Here is a 19,510-nt window from a genome sequence, read left to right on the forward strand (position 1 = left end):
GCTGGCCCCATCCTCTAAAACAGGTCTTCGATGAGATCGAATATGGTTTCTGACAACCCCGGATCATCGGTAATGGGCAGGCACATGCTGGTCAGGCAGGCGTTCTTGGGGGAAATGCCCTGCCGGATCAACTGGGCCGCGTAGATAAGCAGGCGGGTGCTGGCGCCTTCGGCAAGCCCCTGCTCACGCAGGTTGCGGATGCGATGGGCCAGGCCCACCAGGGACAAGGCGGTTTCTTCGTCCACGCCCCCTTCCTTTTCCACGATTTTAGCCTCGTCCTCCTGGGAGGGATACTCGAACTCCAGGCACACAAAACGCTGGCGGGTGCTCTGCTTAAGATCCTTGACCACGGACTGGTAGCCGGGGTTGTACGAAACCACCAGCAAAAAATCCGGGTGAGCTTCCACCACCTCGCCCTTTTTATCCAGGGAGAGAATACGGCGGTCGTCGGTCAGGGGATGGATGACCACGGTGGTGTCCTTACGGGCTTCCACCACTTCGTCCAGATAGCAGATGGCGCCCATGCGCACGGCCCGGGACAAGGGGCCGTCCACCCACACGGTTTCGTCGTCTTTTAAAAGGTAGCGGCCCAAGAGGTCGGAGGCGAACAAGTCCTCATGGCACGAGACGGTGACCAGGGGCCTGCCCAGCTTGTAGGCCATGTGCTGCACAAAGCGGGTTTTTCCGCATCCTGTGGGGCCTTTCAGCATGACCGGCAGCCTGGCGTTATATGCAGCGGTGAAAAGGGGCTTTTCGTCGCCCACCGGCAAATAAAAGGGCTCGTTGCTGATCATGTAAGCGGAAGAGTCGGGAGTTTGTGTATTTTCGAGGGCCTGGCTCATTATGATATTCCTTTTTTTTCTTTTTTGACGACTTCAAAAGGCGAATATAGTGGAGGACCTTCTTTGGGTCAAGGCGCTAAAAAAACTTGGCACGGATTGTCTTGCATCCTTTGGGTTTTATGATATGAACAAGCATCTATCGGGTTTGGAGGCGTTCTATGAAATTAAGATGGAAAGTCTTTCTCCTCTTAATGATTTTTTCCCTTGTACCGCTCATGGTTGTGACCGCCATTAGCCAAAAGGCTACCAAAACGGCGGGGAATATGCTTTCGCACGACAGCCGCACGGCCCTGCTGGAGCTTTCGGAAAGGGCTCTGGAAGTCACGGTGGGCAACACGGCTGAAATCCAAAAGGGATTGGAAAGCGCTTTGGAGTTCCGCATGGCCTCCATGGCGCGCAAGGCGGAATACCTGTACGTCATGCCCGTCCCCGCATCGGACGCCTCTTTGTACTGGAAAAAGGACTTTAACGATCCAGCCAAAGCCCCGCCTGACCTGGCCCCCCATGACGGATATGAAATACGGCATATGGACGGCCAGGTCACGCCGTATTCCATCAGCCTGGAATATCCCGTCATCGCCGCGGCGCCGGGGGTGAATCCTGATGAACATCCCGTGGACAAGGCTGTTTTGGCGAGCCTTAGAAACGAGTTTATAAGCGCCTATAGGGACAGCGAATCCCGTGCAACATCCTGCATAGCCCTGGAAAGCGGCTTGTTTGCAGCCTATCCGGGCCATGGAGAATTTCCCGACGGCTACGACCCCCGGCTTAAGCCCTGGTACAGGGCCGCGCTCACCCAAACCAGCCCGGACAATCCCGTGACCTGGACCTTCCCCATGGTGGACGAAGTGACGGGCCAGGTGGTCTTTGCCGCCTCCACCCTGATCCACGATCCGGAAGGCAAGGTGGCGGGGGTTCTATGCATGAACGTGCTCTTGGAGGAAGTTCTGAACATGGCGGCCATGCCGTCCTCGTGGATCGGCAAAGTGGAAACCTACGACCTGCTTGTGCAGAATAATTCGGATAACGGAGAGCTTGGCGCCCTGGTTCTGGCCCATGACGATTATGTGACCGCCACGCGGGACTGGACCGGCATGATCTTCACGGAATGGCTGGACTCCCAGGACAGGGAAATTTTCCATGCGGTCCTGAAATCCATGGAGCAGGGCAATACCGGCGTGGCCCGCCTCCGCTGCAAAGGAAGGGACTCCATTTGGGCTTTCGCCCCCGTGGGAAGAAAATATTACAAGCTCCTGGTGACCCCCATGAGCTCCATCAACTCCTCCATCAACAAAGCCAATGAAGTGGTGGAAAGCCTGACCCGCAAGCATTTGCTGGTGAATTTCATCGCCGCGTGCTGGGCGCTGCTCCTGGGCGTGATCGGCGCCATGATCATTTCCCGCCTGTTCACCAAGCACATCCATCAAATGATTGACGCGGTCAAACGCCTTGCCAGGGGCGATTTTTCCGTGCACATGGACTTTGAAATCAGCGACGAACGGGGCGAACTGATCACGGCCTTCAACGAAATGGTGCCCAGGCTGCGTGAAAACGTGCGGTTGAAAAAGGCTTTGGAGCTCGCCCACGAAGTCCAGCAAAACCTGCTGCCCGTGGATGCGCCCCTGGTGACGGGCCTGGACATCGCCGGCGCCATTGTCTATTCGGACGAAACCGGCGGCGATTATTACGATTACCTGGAATTTGACGAAACCAACGATCATAAAATCACCGTGGTGGTGGGCGACGTGTCCGGCCACGGCATTCCTTCCGCCCTGCTCATGACCACGGCCCGTGCTTTGTTCCGGCAGCGCTCCAGCATGCGGGGCAGCATCACCAGCATCGTCTCGGACGTCAACAAACTGCTGACCCGCGACGTGGGTCTCTCCGGGCGCTTCATGACCCTGTTTTACATGGACCTGGACACACAAAAAAAGCAGGTCAAGTGGCTGAGAGCCGGACACGACCCCGCTCTGGTCCTGGACTCCAACACCGGAGAGTTCTCCGAATTAAACGGCGAAGGCATCTTCCTCGGCGGCATAGAGGATTATGAATACAAAGAATACGAGCGGGAAATCCACGCCGGCCAGATCATAGCCGTGGGCACCGACGGCGTTTGGGAAGCCAGAAATCAGCAGGGCGAGATGTTCGGCAAGGAAGCCTTCAAGCAGATCATTGCGGACAACGCCCATGAATCCGCCCAGGTCATCATGGACAAGGTCTTTGAAGCGGTGGAAGCCTTCCGCCGCCCCGTGCACCAGGAGGACGACATCACCCTGGTAATCATCAAGGTTTTAAAATAAGGAAGGCGTAAAGCAAGCTACATTATATTTAATTTCAGTTATTTAAAGAAAAATCACTCACCTCTGCCAACCTATTGGAATAAAGTTGTGGACCTTCATGGGAGGAGCTTTTATGCAAAATAGGGAATCGGACCTATATGAATTCGATTTCGGGCCAATGGCGCTATTCTTCAATTATAGCCATATTCTCATCCTATTGGGCCTTTTAGCAGCCGGCGCGGCTGAATTCATCGCCCGTTTCAAGTTTTATCCCGATGTTATAAAAATGTTTCCTGCTGTAATAACGTGTGTAGGAGTGATTGTTTTTTTACCGCTTTACGGTTTCATTCGGGTTCTTTTCCACAAAATGGCCTACAAAGTAACTCTCAACATGCATGATAACGACTTGACTCTTTGGGTTCTTTTTAAGAAAGAGCCGCTTCATATCCCTTTGTCGGACTTAAAAAGCGTCAGGATGAAATGGACTATCAATTATGTTCTTACAGACGGAACAATAATTCGGGGGATGAATACAGAAAAAGCATTTATTGACTTCCTGCGTAAGAACAACATCGATGTTGAGTGGGTGGGCTACGGCAAGCTACGAAAAAAGCATTACATATAGATACAAAAGAGTTGGGCGAATCCGCTGGGCGGCCCAGGCATGCAATGCCTGGGGCCGCAAGGCCAAAAGGCGCGACCAGGAAAGATCATAGGAATTGAAATGGCCGGCGGGCGGACGGCGTCGGTTGAATTCCTGTTTTTGTTTGGTTTTGGATACGCCTTCCTTTCGCCCAGAATCCATGGATTTCCAAGTCTGAAGACGTCTTACTACATGCGCTTGCGCGCCCTGGCAGGATACGGCTCTGCCAGGGCTACCCACTGACAGGCTGTTTGGGCGATGGTCAATTTATCGGAGGATCGCAGCTTGCATTTGTTGGGTTTCGCAAGCTCAACCCAACCTACGTCTTTTCATGTAAAAATAGTAGGTTGGGTTAAGAAGTCCGCCTTAATAGCGCTACGCCGGCAACATGGTCTTTGGACTTCGAACCCAACATTTTAGGTCCGTCATGCGTTTTTCAGATGGGTGCGGGAGTCGCTCCGCTAACCATGACCGATCATTGGACAGGGCGGCCCAGGCATGCAATGCCTGGGGCCGGAGGCCAAAAGGCGCGATCGGGAAAGATGGTTGAAATTGGGACTATTCGGCGGCCGGCCGGCGTCGGTTGAATTCCCTATTTTTGTTCGGTTAAAAATGGCAATTATTATTTACCGATACTCCTCCGCCAGATCGGCGATGGCCTGCAGCACGGGTCCGGCTTTTTCCCTGACCAAGGCCTGGCAGGCGTTGTCGTAAGGCGTGTCCGACAGGTTGACGATGGCCAAATAGGCCCCAGCGCGCCGGGCGTATTCCGGCATCATGGCTGCGGGGTGCACCACCAGGGTGGACCCCACAACCAGAAAAAAGTCGCAGGATGACGACAGCCGGGCGGCTGCTTCCACCTCTTTTTGCGGCATGGCCTGGCCGAAGGATATGGTGTCGGGCTTCAAATATCCGCCGCAATGGCATTCGGGCGCGGGGTCTCCGCCCAGGATGCGCTGCTTGGCCTCGGCCACGGTGGATGTTTCTCCGCAGGTCATGCACCTGACCCGGCGCGTGTTTCCGTGAAGCTCGATGACTTTATCGCCGGGTATGCCCGACTCCTGATGCAAGCCGTCGATGTTCTGGGTGATGATCGCCTCCAGCAGGCCCATGTCGTAGAGTTTGGCCAGGGCTTGATGACCTGCGTTGGGCCTGGCTTTTTCCAGGCCGTCCCACATGGCGATTTTCTGGTCCCAATAGCGGACTCTGGCGTCCCGGGAGGACATGAACTCGTCAAAATACACAGGCCGGTACTGATCCCAGATCCCGCCCTGGCTGCGAAAATCCGGAATCCCCGACTCCGTGGAGATGCCTGCGCCGGTGAAGGCGATGTTCCTTCCGCCTTCCGCGATTTTTTTGGCGATTGCTTCCAGAATATCCTGCATGGGAGACTCCTTTTTTAAGTGTATTAAGCGAATCCGTTGCATTTGCCTGAAAAAACTCCCGCCAAAGCGCCGCTTAATCCCCCTGAATAGAAACAAAATTTTGGACGCTGCATGGCTTAAAGAATTTTCTCATGCAGCATGCGAAAAGTCAAAGTCCATTCGTTGACCTGAAAATAAGCGTTCAGTTACAATCGAGCGGTCGAAACAAATCAGGATTCAGAATTATCAGGACAAATGCAGCCGTAACGCGTGAAATTCAGTGCGGGGCCTCCCCGCTTATATGCGCTATTGGAGACAGAGGGGAAGCAGGCTTACATGGCCTGCTTATTGCATCCATGCCCTAATTATTCTGCAGGCAAATGGATTTGGGACGACAATGCTTGGGGAACTCCCATATCTTACCAAAAATTAAAAAAATCGGCTTGAACGAACCTGAAAGGCAGAAGCGCTCCGCACGCCATTTTTTTGGCGACCCCGGCGTCCATCATAGCGTCAGCGCTTTAGCATAACTGTTTCATCATCTTGACCCAAGGAGGCATCCATGAAGAAGGCGATTGTGGCTATTCTGGTTCTATTGACCTTTTTGTCAACAGCCCACGGGGCCGTAATAGGCGACATTGACGGAGACGGACAAATCACCCTCAACGAAGCCATCTATGCGCTCCAGACCGTGGCGGGATTTTCGGGCCAGGGCCTGACCCAGGAGGAGCAAGGGGATTACCAGCAATCCACGGACCAGACCATTCTGTATATGAACGACCCCAACGGCGAGACGGCGGTGGAAAACCTGCTCGCCGTGTTTGACGCCCTGGGGCTGATCGCCGCCGTGGAAAGCGGAGACGCCTACGCCTACCTGGCCAACGCCTCCAGTTTTTCGTGCGGGTCCGTGGCGGATAACGGCGCCAATACCGTGACGTTCACCCTAAGCGGCTGCGGCATGGTAGGGACCATCGTAGTGACCGTGAGCACGGACGGCCAGTACACGGTCTTCAGCATGACCTTTACGGACGTCAATTATAACGGCTGCGTGATCAACGGCGCGGCAACGGTCAAGGTCGCTGTTTCCGGCGATACGGCCACGATTATTATTCAATCCACGGCCCTGAGCGTGTGCGGCGTGGCCCTGAACGGCTCCATTACCGTCGTTATGGACAAAAACACCGGAGAAATCGGCACGGTCACCGTGGCCAACACCACGTCCTTTACCATGGACGATGGAACGGTGGTGGATATCACCGCGGAAATCACCTACAACCCGGACGGAACCGTTGACGGCACGGCCACGACCAGCATGGACGGCCAGGATTACTCCTTTGTCATCAGCGGCGTGACCGTGGACCCGGCCTGCGGCATCCCCAACTCCGGGACTATTTCCATCAACGGCTTTGTCATGGATTTTTCCAACACCACCTGCGACGATCCCACGGTGGTTGTGTACATCCGGGGCGTACCGGTTGAAATGAACCTGAAAGACGCCCTGAACCTGGTTTTGGGCGAAGAAGCCGTCAACTTTTTGATGGAGGAGCTTGCCTCCATGGTTTCCGGCGTGGAGGACATGAACGACGCCGTGGAAATGCTCAACCTGGATAACGCCATGGACGACAGCCGCAAAGTGTTGGGCGATCCGGATACAATATACAACAACCTGCGCACGGCGGATTTCGCCTGCGGCAGTGTATCCGTGGGCCTTTTGGCCCGGCAGGTGGTGTTCGACTTCGACCCTGCCTCCGAATGCGGCGTGGACGGCGTGATTACCGTAACCGTCACCAAGCCGGAGTCCGCCATTATATTTGAAATGGACTACGATCAGGTGACGGTGGGAACCTGCACCATCGACGGCCAGGCCTCGTCCACCCTCTCCTTTGACTCGGGAAACATCACCTACACCCATACATCCAGCAACCTGACCGCCTGCGGAGCGACCCTGAACGGAACCTTTTCCGTGACCGTGGACGCGACGGACGGGTCTCTGGAATCCGCTTCCATGGCCAACGCCGTCACTTACGACACGGGGAACGGACAAATCACCGTGGTTTCCGATCTCACCAGGGATTCCCAGGGCGTGAGCGGAAACGTGGACCTGACCACGGACGACGGATATTACGACTGCACCCTGTACAACATCACCATTGACTGGGCCTGCGGCATACCCAACGGCGGAATTCTGGTCGTCAACGGGGTGGTCTTGGACTTCTCCAATACCACCTGCGATAACCCGGTGGTCACGGCTACGGTCCGGGGCGTCAGCGCGCAACTCTCCCTGGAAGACGCCGTCAACCTGCTTAAGGCGGAAGACCCGGCGACCTATATGCTGAACTTCCTGAGCGGAGCCGATCAAGTCACGGAAGGACTGGAAGGCCTGCAGGAGGTCATGGAGCAGACCGGCATCCAGGAAGCGCAGGAAAAATACGGTTTCGGCGACCGCAAAGCCTACACCGTGGACGACGTACTTAACGAAATCGCAACGACCTTCGGATGCGGCGACGTCGCCATTATCATAGGCGCGCCCGCCCTGTCCCTGGAGTTTGACGGAACCTGCGGCATCACGGGCACGTTGACCATCACGGGCACGCAGACCCAGGACGGCATTGATTGGGCCATGGATTTCAACCAGATCGAGGTGGAAGGCTGCGTCATTGACGGCCAGACCCAGTCCACCCTGATTTTCGGCGACGGCGCCGTGCTTTTTCAACATACAAGCTCCAACCTCTCCCTGTGCGGCAACGAACTGGCCGGGACCTTTACAGTTTCCGTGGACTCCACCACCGGCTCCCTCAATTACATCGCCGTAGACACGGTTGCGGAGTTTGAATACAACCAAAAAAGCGTCGCCGTGGACGCAGAAGTCTTTTATATGCCCGGCGCGGGCCTTTCAGGCGATGCAATCCTGACGGTGGACGGAAAAACCTTTGACTGCACCTTTGACAACATAACCATCGATCCGGCCTGCGGCATTCCCAACGGCGGAGCCATGACCATCAACGGCGTGACCCTGGATTTCTCCGCAACCACCTGCGACGATCCCACCGTGGCCGTCTCCGCCGGAAACCTGAGCACAACCATGTCCATTGACGAGGTCATGAACCTTCTTATGATGGAAGATCCCATAAACGCCCTGCTGGCCGCCGTGGGAGGCGACAACTCCACCCAGGAGGCTATTGGCAACCTGTTGGACGAAGCAGCCATATGGCAGGCGGAGAATAGTCTCCGCTCAAGAAAAATTGACGGAACCCTGACCGACTGGTTTAATGCATACAACGGTTCTTCCTTTGCCTGCGGATCAATAAACGTCCAGGCGCTTCAAAAAAAGCTCACCATCACCTTTGACGGTTCGGAGCCCTGCAACGCCACGGGTGAGGTAGTCGTGGAAGTGTCCAAGCCGTTTGAATTTTTCATATACACCATAACATTCAACAATGTCACCACAGAGGCTTGCACCATCAACGGCCAGATCACAGGCGTTTTCGACTTCGATACCATAGAAAATGCGGTGGCGTTCATTAGCGAAACCACCAACCTGCAGTTCTGCGCCAGCACGTTTAACGGGTCTTCGGCCTTCGTCATCAATACGAACGACGGGTCCCTGGAATCCGTGACCGTAGACACGGACGTCAGCCTGGAAATGGACGGCGAATCCGTGACGATCCAGGCCAAGCTGGTCTACGACAGCAACGGGATTAACGGAACTGCGGACATCAAAAAAGGACGCAAGACTTACGAATGCGTGTTTGAAAACGTAACCATCGACACGGACTGCGGCATTCCCAACGGGGGAACCATTACGGTCAACGGCGTGGAAGTGGATTTCTCAAGCACGAGTTGCGCCAATCCTTACGTCACCGTTACGGTGCGGGGCAGGTCCGTGCAGATGTCCCTGGAGGACGCCGTTGCCATGCTTTGGTAAAATCAGGACTATTGGAGGAAAAAACCTGATTTTGTAACATATGGCCTTCTTGCTGCGACTACTATGGTAGACTAACAGGACTATCGGCCGGGAGGGGTACGCCATGCTTAAGAAGACTTGTTTGAGCTTCATCATACTCGCTGCTCTATCATGGGCGACGGGCATGCCGGGCGCTTTTGCCATGGAAGATATGAGCGCTGAGGAATTAGCGGCTGTCGAAACGCCGACGAACATCCAGGGGCGCATTTGCAAGGGACCCGAAAAGCCTTGCAGGCAAAACGCGGACCTGGAGCCTCTGGGGAATGAAGGGGACTCTGCGAGAGCGGAATCCTTGGACGATGAGTTTCGGAATTTTGATCTCGACATGCGTCTTTCGGAGGAAAGGGCTTATTCCGGCGCCGACTCATTGGACTTTTCAACCCCTGAGTCCGAGCCCGAAATAGTGGTCATTTCGACGGTGCAGGAAGGCTTGGACGTTATCAATGAGTTGACGTCCAGCGCCAACAAGTCGGCCGGGGGCGGTTTGGTTTTCTCTTTGGATAAGGAACATAACAGGATCAACATGGTCGTCCAGCCCGGCCTATAGGGCAGCGCCCGGCAAGACTGTTTGTCGGCTGCCGCCCAGGGCGGCAAGTTAAGAACTCAACTTTCGGGATTGGAAGTAGTGCTTTGAAATCAAGCATTTATGTATGCGGCTCAGATTTATCTATATGCCAGAGCCCGAGAGTCATGGTCCCTTCCCCCCTGGCGGGGGAAGGGCAGGATGGGGGGGAACTATCCGTAATAACGTACAATATCACCCCCACCCCAACCCTCCCCCGTCAAGGGGGAGGGAGTTTTGGGGACGCCGGCCTTGATGCTTTACACCTCATAGCCTACTGCAATCCTTTGAATATATGCAGAAAAATTGATTCCCGAAAGTTGCGTTAAGAGGGTGCGCCGCGGCCATGCCTCGGCAGCAAAGGAGATCTTCACGCAAAAATAACGCCGCCGGCCCGGATTGATTTCCGGGCCGGCGGTTTTTATTTGAACCTTAGTTTGGCGTGAACGAAATCATCCAACCAGCAGCGCGTTGTTCTTCAGGTAATTCAGTCCGTTCTCAACGACCTTTTCCATGGTCGTTTGAATGAATTCCGGGTCCTCAACGGGTTTGCCTTCGCGTTTTAGGGAAAGGACGCCTTCTTTCACCAGGGCGACCATGCCTTCCACCAGCGCCGCCTTGTCCCGGGTTCCGTCCGCCAAAGGAATCATGTTCATCAGAGCCGCGTCCAGGGGCACGGTTTCGTGGCGCTGATTGACCGTCCGGGGACGCATTTTGGCGTATGCAGCGCCCAAAGGGCTGACCTTGGGCTTTTCGCTGACTTCAGAGACAAAATCGCCTTGCCACAAGTGGTATTCCACAAGGCTGATGGTCATGCATTGCAGCATGTCTGCGAGAAGAATTTGCTTAAACTGCGCGTCTTCCACTTTTTCGGCTTCGGCTATCCCCTCTTCCACCAATTTCTTTTTGGCGGCGGCCGTCAATTCATCGATGCCCAAGGCCTTGGGCCAGACTTCTTTAAGCGCAAACAGGGCGGCTTTGGTAATAGGCCGGGATATGGAAATGGAGGGGCCTTTGGGGCTTTTGAAGGTAATCCGGGTTTCTGCGGACAGGTCGGTCAAATCGTCCTGAGCCTTGGCCGAAGAGGCAAAAAGGTATTTTTCAAGGCGGTCCGCCGTCACGTTGCGATTGACGGGGCTTCCGGTCTTGCACATGATGGTCTGGCGAAACATGCGGTTGCGGACGAAATCCATGTATTGCTCGGTCTGAATGATGTTCTTGCTGACCCTCTTGAGCGTCTCGCTGACCTCTTTGGAAAACCCGGACGTGAGCATGGTGCTGAAATCGGATTCTCCCAGGTATTGCACCCCGTGTTTGTTGGCCATTTCGGCGAACTGATGAAAGTACATGGGCTCGTTCCGATCCTCAAGGTGCTCGTGAAAAAGGTAGTAGTCCTTGCTCTTTTTCAGGAGGTCCATCTCGCTTTTCAAAAGCAGGCCGTAGTAGTTGTTTTCCGTGGGAACGGATTTGGCCAAAAAGTCCACCAAAGCCCTCGCCTGCTGCACCTTGCGCGGTTGATCTTCAAACTGGGCTGTGTGGTACAGCATCATGTGGCGGATCATGCCGCGCATGTGCCAGCCGGGATACACATTATAAGAAAGGTAGGCCAGGCCGCCGTCCGTGAGATTTTCAGAGCACACGGCCATCATTTTTTCCTGCACTTCCCCAGGCACCCAGGAAAATACGCCGTGGGAAATGACAAAGTCGAACTTTCCCCAGGACTCGTCAATGTCCATGATGCTGGCGTTTTCAATGCGGATGTTTTTCAGGCCCAGGTCCTCGATCACATTGCGGCCGACCTTCACCTGCTCCAGGGCCAGGTCCACGCCCACAAATTCCGCCTCAGGAAAGTGATAAGCCATGGGAATGAGGTTGCCCCCCGACGCGCATCCCATTTCCAGCACCCGGCATTTTTGGATGTCCGGAGGATTCAAGCCGAAGAGCGCCGCCAGGGCCGCCAGGCGTTGCGGGTGCGTTTGCGGGAAAGGGTTGCTTTCATAAGGGACGTCATCATAGGAAGTGCGCTGTACGATTTCCTCGGTCATTTTTTCGCCTTTCACAATATTGCTTTATGGAAGTGTGGGATGGGAACCAAGCCGGTATTGTGAAATACCTAACAGTTCACATAAAAAACGTTGCCTTTTGCATGGCTTTCTTTTAGTAGAGAGAATGTAAATGGTCAAGTATTTAAAATGTATATGGCGGTTGACCGCAAGCAATCAGTGTGGTAGACAGGAATTCTGATTCCAACCATCTATCCATGGGTTTTGCACAATCGTATTCCAGATGAATTGAAAGGAGAAACCTGGTATGGCAGAACAAGGCATTTACAAAAACCCCATCTTTCTTAACTCCGTGACGCACAAATCGGTCAAAGTGGCCCCGGTGAAAGATTACTCTTTTGCATCCAAACTGAACTCCGTTGTGATCGTAGGACAGGAGTTCCTGGAAGCCGCTAAATTTTTTCCGGTTGTTTTCACGCGTGCGGGGGAAGATCAGATAGTTCCTGTGGCTATTCTTGGGTTGCGTAACGAAGAAAACCTGTTTGTGGGCAAGGATGGCAAATGGAAAGAGGGGTCTTACATGCCTGCCTATTTCCGCCGTTATCCTTTTGTCCTGGCTTCCAACGTGGGCGAAGACGCCTCCTACGCCGTTTGCGTGGACTCGAACTTCGAGGGCTTCGGCAAAAGCGAAGGCATGGCCCTGTTTGACGACGACGGCAAACAAACCGACGAGTTCAAAAGAGTGGTGCAGTTCCTTCAAAATTACCAGGTGCAGCACGAGGCCACCAAAGAAATGGTCAAGCTGCTCCAGGAATATGAACTGTTCAAAGACGTTTCCGCTAACATCACCCTGCCCAAGGGCGAAAAAATCGGGTTCGGCCGCCTGCTGATGGTGGACGAAATGGGAATTTTCAACCTGGACGACGAAAAAATCGTCAACCTGGTCCGCACCGGCTACCTGGCCTGGATCTATTCCCACCTGTACTCCCTGTCCAATTTCAGAAGCCTCATGGGCATGATCAAATAAGACAGGTTTACAGCCAGTAAAGAATCAAAGGCAGTCCTGCCGGGCGTCTACCCCCGGCTTGACTGCCTTTTTTTTGCGCGGATAAATTGGACCGTTGTTTTCCTCGTTCCCATGCTTTGCGTGGGAATGCATACCATAACTATTTGAAACCCAAATAATTTCAAACAGATGCCACTCGACTTGAAGCCCTTAACGCACAAAATGTAAAATCAGCTATTGCGCTCCATTTCGATGAACGCCTTGATTTCGTTCAATACGAAGTATTTTTTCAAGGCCCGGGCCAATTCCTCCTGGCTGGCGGCCTTGCCCGTGACTTCCTCCATAAATTGCATGGCGAAGTCCAGGGCGTCGTTCAGTTCCTTTTCCAATTTTTCCGGCATGCTGTTCTGTCTCCCGATTTTTGTTGCTGACGGCCCGGCCTTAGTCATCCGCACCGTTCATTTTTTTTCTAAGCATATCCAGGCGAATCCGGTGCCTGTCCGCATCCGGATTCAAACGCACCGCCTGGGTGTATTGCACCAGAGCTTCGCTGTTTCTGCCCAGCCGTTCCAGGGCCAGGGCCAGATTGTAGTGGGCGAAGGCGAATTCCGGGTCCAGGCGAATGGCTTCCCGGAAATAAGGAATAGATACATTCTCCCGGCCCTGGTTGTAAAGAGTGGTTCCCGCATTATAAAAGGCCATGGACGTCATTTGATTTTTAAACGGCAAAGGCTGATTGACCAGCAGGGCTATAACAAGCGCCGACGCCAGACAAAGCGCAAGCTGCTTAATGCGCCAAGCCATGAGCATCGGCGCCGCCCCGGCCAATCCCGCCCCTGCGAATATGGCCAGAATAGGGATAATCGGCGCCCTGTACCGGGCGAACACATAAAACAAAATGGTGGAGGCGAAAAAACCCGCCGCCGAAACATATAGCAGGCCCAGGCTTTTCTTGTCCCGAATGGCGACGCATACTCCGAAAACCGCCAGGGGCAGCAGTATTCCAAAATGAAAATTTTCGGCAATGGCTCCCAGAATGCGGGAATGCTTCTCGTAGATGTACTGGCATTCGGTGTCCGGCAGTTCGGTTGCGTTCCAGAACAGCCAGGATTTTTGCAGCATAAGCGCGGCCCAATGGCCGGGGCTGGACAGGATGAAGTCCAAAGCCTTTCCTGTCCAATAACGGGAAACCTGGGCCGGAGTCAGCTCCCGCCCTTCGGCCTCCTGGGCGAGGCGGGTTGCGTCCTCCCGTTCGAACTCGGTCATGCCCCGGCCTTCCACCAGAGGCATGTACATGCCGTTGGCCTCTGGATTGTTGCCTATGTAAAAATTGGGGCCGAACTGGGAGGTTGTAATAAAAAACCGCCCGCCCACTACCTGGTTTCTGACGCCTACCGGTATAAGGATCAGGGCTGTCCCAAGAAAAAACGCAAGCGCCCAGGACAAGCGTTTTCTCCTTGATTGATCCCCATAGCCCCAAAAGATCCACAGGCCCGCCAGAAAAACCAGCAGCAACGCATTTTCCCTCACAAGGCACAGCAGGCCCAAACAAACGCCGCTTGCAAGCCATACAAAACGGGACGGGGCGTCTTTCCCTTTCCCTGCAATGTATAGAAACAGCGCCGTAAAAAAGAGGGCCAGTACAGTCTTCTGGATGAGTACGTCAAAATAAACGGCCGGAGGGTAAAGGGCCATAAGAAAGCCCGCAACCGCTCCGGCATTGAGGGAAAAATAACGTTTTCCCGCCGCGGCGGTCAGGACGCAGGTTATGCTTCCGATCGCCGCCTGGATAAGGCGGACCGTGAAGAGGTCCGGCCCGAAAATCCGATAAACCGCCCCCAGAAAATAAGGATACAACGGGGCCTGGTAAAACACCTTGTCCCCCAGCCAGTCCCCTCCGGCGATCTCCCTGGCCCAGGCGTCATAGGACGCCGCATCGTTCATAAGCAGAGAAAACAAGGGCGTCCGGGAGATTTCCAGGCAGTAAAACAGCCGCACCAAAAAGGCCGTTGCAAAGACGGCCCCCAAAAGCGCCATCCAGCCTCGCCGCCCTCCCCCGCCGTTTGCGGATATCCCCCGATGCCCGGCGTCTTCCAAAAATCTACTCTCCGATAATCTTGACCAACACCCGTTTTCTGCGGCGGCCGTCAAACTCTCCGTAGAAAATCTGCTCCCAGGTTCCCAGGTCCAACAAGCCGTCCGTGATGGCCACCACCACCTCGCGGCCCATGATCTGGCGCTTCATGTGGGCGTCCGCGTTATCCTCGCCCACGTTATGGCGGTACTGCTCCACGGGAGCGTGGGGCGCCAATTTTTCCAGCCACACCTCGTAGTCATGATGCAGGCCGGATTCGTCGTCGTTGATGAAAACCGAGGCCGTGATGTGCATGGCGTTGCACAAAACCAGGCCTTCCCGGATGCCGCTGTCAGCCACGCATTCCTGGACCGTGCGGGTGATGTTGACAAATCCCCGGCGGGCGGGGATTTCAAACCATAATTCCTTGCGATACGATTTCATGTATTCCTCCCGTGCTATGATGCAATCATGCTCCAGGCATAGAGGTTTTGCTTGTCTATTGCAACGGGTTCTTTATACGGCGGGCGATCTCCAGGGCTTTTTGGGCCTCCAAAAAATCCGGTTTGGCCGCCAGGGCCTTTTCCAGATAAGCCTGCGCCCGGGCTCCGTCGCCCAGGGCCAGCAGCATGAGCCCGTAATTGTAATTGACTCCGGGATTATCCGGGGCTGAGACTGTCAAGATCTTCATGAGGGCCGCGCCTTCGGTCCGGTATCCGGCGTGGAATAAAGCCTGAGCCTTGCCGTACAGAACCGCCGGGTTGTCCGAGTCCAGCAGCAAGGCCTGGTCGTACAACCCAAGCGCTTGGCGATACTCGCCCAAATCCTCCAAAACCTGGGCGAAAACCAAATGCACTTCCAGGCTTTGCGGCATGAAAGCCAAGGCATTTTCGAAAAAAACCCGGGCTTTTTCAGGATGGCCCTTTGCAGCCAGCAATTTGGCCAGCATCAGGTTGGCCCGCCCCCAGTCCGGGTCGGACGCCGTCGCCCAGGCAAAATGCCTTAACGCACAATGCCGGTCATTCAAACGCAAACAGGCCATGCCCGCGTTCCAGTGCCCCAGAGCGTTGACGGGATCCAGGCTCAAAGCCTTTTCCGCCAGGGCTTTCGCTTGGGCGTAGTCTCCCGCGGCGAATGCGGCCTGGCTCAGGTTGTTCCAGGCTTCCGGGTAATCCGGCTGAATGGCCGCAGCCTGCCTGAAATGCTCCACAGCCTCATCCAGCTTCCCCTGCCCCGCCAGGATGGCGCCCAGGTCGTTGTGGGCCTGATAGGAGTGGGGGTTGATTTCCAGAGTGCGCTCCCACAGGGTCTGGGAATCCTTAAACAGCAGGGTTTGATTCCAGGTCAACACGCAGAGCCCGGTAATAATCAAACCGGATAAAATCGCCGCAGGAACGGGGCTCCTTTTATAAAGCCGGACGGCCGCCGCCCCAACCAAAGCCAAAAGCCCTATGCAGGCCAGATACTGGAAATGGTCCGCCACATAAGAATAGCGAAAAGGATAAACCCGAAAAAAGCCCAAAGCGGGAAAAAGCCCAATCAGATAAAACAGCATTCCGGCGAAGGGCCCGCGGGATATGCGCTTCCTAAGACGCCAAAGAAGGCCGGTAAGCAAAATCATCCCTGCAGGGTATAGATACAAAACCCACCTGGACGCGTCCAGGTTCCACCTGGGATAGTTGAAGGCCAGATTGACCGGCGCCAGCAGCTTGAGGGCGTAAAACCAGGACGAGCGGCCGGCCAGGATGATTTTCTGCGCCGGACTCAAGGCCCAATCCTCGCCCCAGGCGCCCACGTGATGCACCTCCAGCCAAGCTGTGTGCAGCCCGAAAATTAGGCCGAGGGCGATAAAAGGCGCCAGGCAGGCCGACTCCTTTAAGGAGACCCGGCCTCGCTTGAACCACAGGACAACCATCACGGCCAGAGGCAGGGTCGCCGAGGTGGTTTTGCTTAACAGCGCGCAGACGTAAAGGACGAGCCCCGCCCAATACCATGGAGACGATGGGGCTTCATCGCCGGAGGGAAAAAAATATCGCAGCAAACACAAGCCCGAGCCCAAATAAAACACGCCGGACAGGACGTTCTTGCGCTCCGTAATCCAGGCCACGGTTTCCACCTGAACCGGATGCACGGCGAACAAGAGCGCGGCCAGCCACGCTCCGGGAATCTGCAGCAGAAAAAGCGCCCGCCACAAAAGCAGGGCCGCCAGGATGTGCAGGCACAGGTTTACTGCATGGTATCCTAACGGGTTGAATCCCCAAAGGTTGTGCTCCAACCGGTACAGGGTGTGAACCAGGGGGTAATATTGGGGCGTGGCTTCCCTATCAAACCAGATGCGGGACAGGCCGTCATGTGCGGTCAGCGCGGGATTGGCGGTCACGTAGTGGTCGTCGTCCCAGATAAATCCCCCGTGCAAGGCGGGATAAAAGGCCCCAAACACGATAATCGCCAGAACAAATCCGAAAAAGGTACTCCGCCGGGTCAGGCTCATTTACCCCCCATTGGCCATAGCCTGAGTTCCTTTGCGATGATGGAAAAAATTCTTGTGAAACAATAGTAACATAGGGCGCCGGGTTTATCCAGGCCGATTTTCGCCGATTTTCGTTGAGAAGTCAGGCCGTAAGGAGTATGCTAAGGGCCGAAATCTTTCCTTCGCCGACGGAAGCAACATGGACAAGATCATCATACGAGCAGACAAAAAGTACCGAAACCGCATGCTTCGGTATCTGTTTTTAGGGATAGCCGTGGGCGGGCTCATTGCCTTTGCGTTCATGCCGTCCCTGCTGGAATTCGCGGGAAGGACCGGAGACCGCCCCCAGATGATCATGCACGTGCTGTTCGGGGGCCTGATGGTTTTATTCCTCACCCTGTTTCCCTTGGGCTTGTACCTCATGGCCGTGGGCAAGCTCACCCTGACCTACGGCAGATTTCCGCCTCCGGGCATCCGGGTGATCCGGGACACGGTCCTGATTCAGGGGCGCGACGCCTTGCAACGGGGCAGGATCATCATTTTTTCATCTTTTATGCTCATGGGATTGGGCTTGTGGGGCATTGTGAAGGTGTACCGGCTGGCCCTTGCCATGCTTGTCTGATCTTGTTTGGAAAAACCCGCAATTGCCGATTGACAATCCTCGCCCCTCTGCCTACAATTAAAAATTCAGGTCCGGTTGAGAGGAAACCCGTCTCCCGGCCCGGGCGGCTCCATCGCCGCTCAACCCATGGAAGAAACAGCCGGCAGGAGGCTTATTAGATGGTTAAAGACACCTATTCAAAAATGCTCATTCTTCGATTTCCCAAAGGCCGGGCCGACAGCCCGGTGGTGTGCAACCTGGCCAGGGAGTACGATCTGACCTTCAACATCCTCAACGCCACCATATACCCCCGCAAGGAAGGGGTGATGGTTCTCCAGCTCTTTGGAACCCCCCAGAATTTCGAACGGGGCATGGCCTATTTGAAGCAGGAAGGGATCAAGGTCCAAAAGACGGAAGAGGAAATCGGCCGGAACGAAGATGTATGCACCCACTGCGGAACCTGCACGGCGGTCTGCCCCACGGGCGCCTTGTCCGTCTCCCGGCCGGACATGCACGTGGTTTTTGACCAGGAAAAATGCAGCGTATGCAAGCTGTGCGTGCGGGTCTGCCCGCCCAGAGCCATGAATCTGCATCCCGTAGACGATTTGTTGCCTGAAGTGTAGGGCCTCCCATGGCTTCCCGGATCGCCATAGCCATGAGCGGAGGCGTGGACTCCATGATCTCCGCTTATCTGCTTAAGCAGACATGCCGGGATATGGTGGGAATCCATTTCATCACGGGATTTGAAAACGAGGGCGCCCCTCCCGGCCCGGACGGAGTTCCCGAGCCGCTGGCCCGGGCATCAAAGGAACTGGACCTTCCCATAGAAGTCGTCAATCTGCAGGAGGAATTTCACACCCACGTTGTAGCCCCCTTTGTGGATACCTATCTCAAGGGCCGCACGCCCAACCCCTGCATGGTATGCAACCGAACCGTCAAGTTCGGCGCCCTCCTGGACGCCGCCCGCAACCGCTTTAACGCAGAAAAAATCGCCACCGGGCATTACGCACGAGTATGCCCGGATTCCGCCGGCCGCTTTCGTCTTGTCAAGGGCGCGGACCTTAAAAAGGACCAGTCCTATTTTCTGGGCTTTCTCTCCCAGGCCCAACTGGGCGCAGCCGTTTTTCCACTCGGTGAATTCACCAAAGACCAGATCCGCGAAAAAGCAGTGGAACTGGGCCTGGACAAATACACCAAACCCGAAAGCCAGGAGACCTGCTTTATCGCAGACGACAGATACCGGGACTTTTTGCAGAATCAGCCGGGCTTTCCATCCAGGCCGGGCGACGTGGTGAACGTCCAGGGCGAGGTCATAGGCAGGCACCAGGGCGTTTTCGCCTTTACAATCGGACAGCGCAGGGGCATTAACATCCCGGCCTCCGAGGCCTATTACGTCCAGGCAATCGATCCCGCCGCCAATCGCATTACCGTCTGCTTTAAAAGCGGCCTGCTGTCCCGCGGGGTGCACGTTACAGGCGTCAACTGGATCGTCCCTCCCCAAAAAAACGCATTTGAGGCGGCGACGCGGATTCGATACAGACACAAAGAAGCGGCCTCCGCCATCGAAGTTTTGGAGGACGGAACCGTCAACGTGTGGTTTGACGAACCTCAATCAGCCGTCACTCCCGGCCAGGGCGCGGTGTTCTACCAGGAAGACGAAGTTTTAGGCGCCGGATGGATCGACAAGCCGCTAAACCAATAA

At 55.1% G+C, this 19,510-nt stretch carries 15 protein-coding genes; 8 read left to right on the forward strand and 7 right to left on the reverse strand.

What is annotated here, in order from left to right:
• Window positions 1-14: 14 nt before the first annotated feature.
• On the reverse strand, window positions 15-842 hold the full coding sequence (locus G491_RS0122240) for a CbbQ/NirQ/NorQ/GpvN family protein (protein ID WP_012611000.1): 828 nt from the start codon (window positions 840-842) through the stop codon (window positions 15-17).
• A 158-nt stretch (window positions 843-1,000) separates the two neighbouring features.
• On the opposite strand from G491_RS0122240, the gene G491_RS0122245 reads away from it, so the two are divergent.
• Complete coding sequence (locus G491_RS0122245; protein WP_028316132.1) at window positions 1,001-3,142, forward strand: SpoIIE family protein phosphatase; 2,142 nt, start codon at window positions 1,001-1,003, stop codon at window positions 3,140-3,142.
• Window positions 3,143-3,254: 112 nt separating this feature from the next.
• Window positions 3,255-3,746: a hypothetical protein gene (locus G491_RS0122250; protein WP_028316133.1), complete on the forward strand. Its 492-nt coding sequence runs from the start codon at window positions 3,255-3,257 to the stop codon at window positions 3,744-3,746.
• Window positions 3,747-4,390: 644 nt separating this feature from the next.
• On the opposite strand, the gene G491_RS0122260 is transcribed toward G491_RS0122250, so the two are convergent.
• Window positions 4,391-5,149 carry an SIR2 family NAD-dependent protein deacylase gene (locus G491_RS0122260; protein WP_028316135.1) on the reverse strand — a complete coding sequence of 253 codons (759 nt, stop codon included), beginning with the start codon at window positions 5,147-5,149 and terminating at the stop codon, window positions 4,391-4,393.
• Window positions 5,150-5,690: 541 nt separating this feature from the next.
• Between G491_RS0122260 and G491_RS0122270 the strand changes: the two genes are divergently transcribed.
• The gene (locus G491_RS0122270; RefSeq protein ID WP_028316136.1) at window positions 5,691-9,053 is read left to right on the forward strand and encodes an autotransporter outer membrane beta-barrel domain-containing protein; all 3,363 of its coding nucleotides are present in this window, start codon (window positions 5,691-5,693) and stop codon (window positions 9,051-9,053) included.
• A 103-nt stretch (window positions 9,054-9,156) separates the two neighbouring features.
• Window positions 9,157-9,639, forward strand: a complete 483-nt coding sequence (locus tag G491_RS0122275; RefSeq protein ID WP_157468494.1) for a hypothetical protein — start codon at window positions 9,157-9,159, stop codon at window positions 9,637-9,639.
• Window positions 9,640-10,106: 467 nt separating this feature from the next.
• Here G491_RS0122275 and G491_RS0122280 read toward each other — a convergent pair whose 3' ends face one another.
• Complete coding sequence (locus tag G491_RS0122280) at window positions 10,107-11,699, reverse strand: methyltransferase regulatory domain-containing protein (protein WP_028316138.1); 1,593 nt, start codon at window positions 11,697-11,699, stop codon at window positions 10,107-10,109.
• 265 nt (window positions 11,700-11,964) lie between these two features.
• Here G491_RS0122280 and G491_RS32040 point away from each other — a divergent pair, with 265 nt between their 5' ends.
• Window positions 11,965-12,684: a SapC family protein gene (locus G491_RS32040; protein ID WP_012611007.1), complete on the forward strand. Its 720-nt coding sequence runs from the start codon at window positions 11,965-11,967 to the stop codon at window positions 12,682-12,684.
• 209 nt (window positions 12,685-12,893) lie between these two features.
• On the opposite strand, the gene G491_RS35630 is transcribed toward G491_RS32040, so the two are convergent.
• The 4 genes from G491_RS35630 to G491_RS32045 form a co-directional block, all read right to left on the reverse strand.
• Entirely contained in the window at window positions 12,894-13,064 is a 171-nt protein-coding gene (locus G491_RS35630) for a hypothetical protein (RefSeq protein ID WP_157468498.1), read from the reverse strand.
• A 40-nt stretch (window positions 13,065-13,104) separates the two neighbouring features.
• Complete coding sequence (locus G491_RS0122295) at window positions 13,105-14,700, reverse strand: tetratricopeptide repeat protein (protein ID WP_157468500.1); 1,596 nt, start codon at window positions 14,698-14,700, stop codon at window positions 13,105-13,107.
• A gap of 64 nt (window positions 14,701-14,764) precedes the next feature.
• On the reverse strand, window positions 14,765-15,181 hold the full coding sequence (locus tag G491_RS0122300; protein WP_028316140.1) for a secondary thiamine-phosphate synthase enzyme YjbQ: 417 nt from the start codon (window positions 15,179-15,181) through the stop codon (window positions 14,765-14,767).
• A gap of 55 nt (window positions 15,182-15,236) precedes the next feature.
• Window positions 15,237-17,228 carry a tetratricopeptide repeat protein gene (locus G491_RS32045; RefSeq protein ID WP_051327459.1) on the reverse strand — a complete coding sequence of 664 codons (1,992 nt, stop codon included), beginning with the start codon at window positions 17,226-17,228 and terminating at the stop codon, window positions 15,237-15,239.
• 178 nt (window positions 17,229-17,406) lie between these two features.
• Between G491_RS32045 and G491_RS0122310 the strand changes: the two genes are divergently transcribed.
• From G491_RS0122310 to mnmA, 3 genes are all read left to right on the forward strand, one after another.
• Entirely contained in the window at window positions 17,407-17,829 is a 423-nt protein-coding gene (locus tag G491_RS0122310; protein ID WP_012611012.1) for a hypothetical protein, read from the forward strand.
• Between the two features lie 158 nt (window positions 17,830-17,987).
• Complete coding sequence (locus G491_RS0122315; RefSeq protein ID WP_028316141.1) at window positions 17,988-18,431, forward strand: NIL domain-containing protein; 444 nt, start codon at window positions 17,988-17,990, stop codon at window positions 18,429-18,431.
• Window positions 18,432-18,439: 8 nt separating this feature from the next.
• Window positions 18,440-19,510 carry a tRNA 2-thiouridine(34) synthase MnmA gene (mnmA, locus tag G491_RS0122320; RefSeq protein ID WP_028316142.1) on the forward strand — a complete coding sequence of 357 codons (1,071 nt, stop codon included), beginning with the start codon at window positions 18,440-18,442 and terminating at the stop codon, window positions 19,508-19,510.

Origin of the sequence: Desulfatibacillum aliphaticivorans DSM 15576 (genome assembly GCF_000429905.1) — a bacterium.
GTDB lineage: Bacteria > Desulfobacterota > Desulfobacteria > Desulfobacterales > Desulfatibacillaceae > Desulfatibacillum > Desulfatibacillum aliphaticivorans.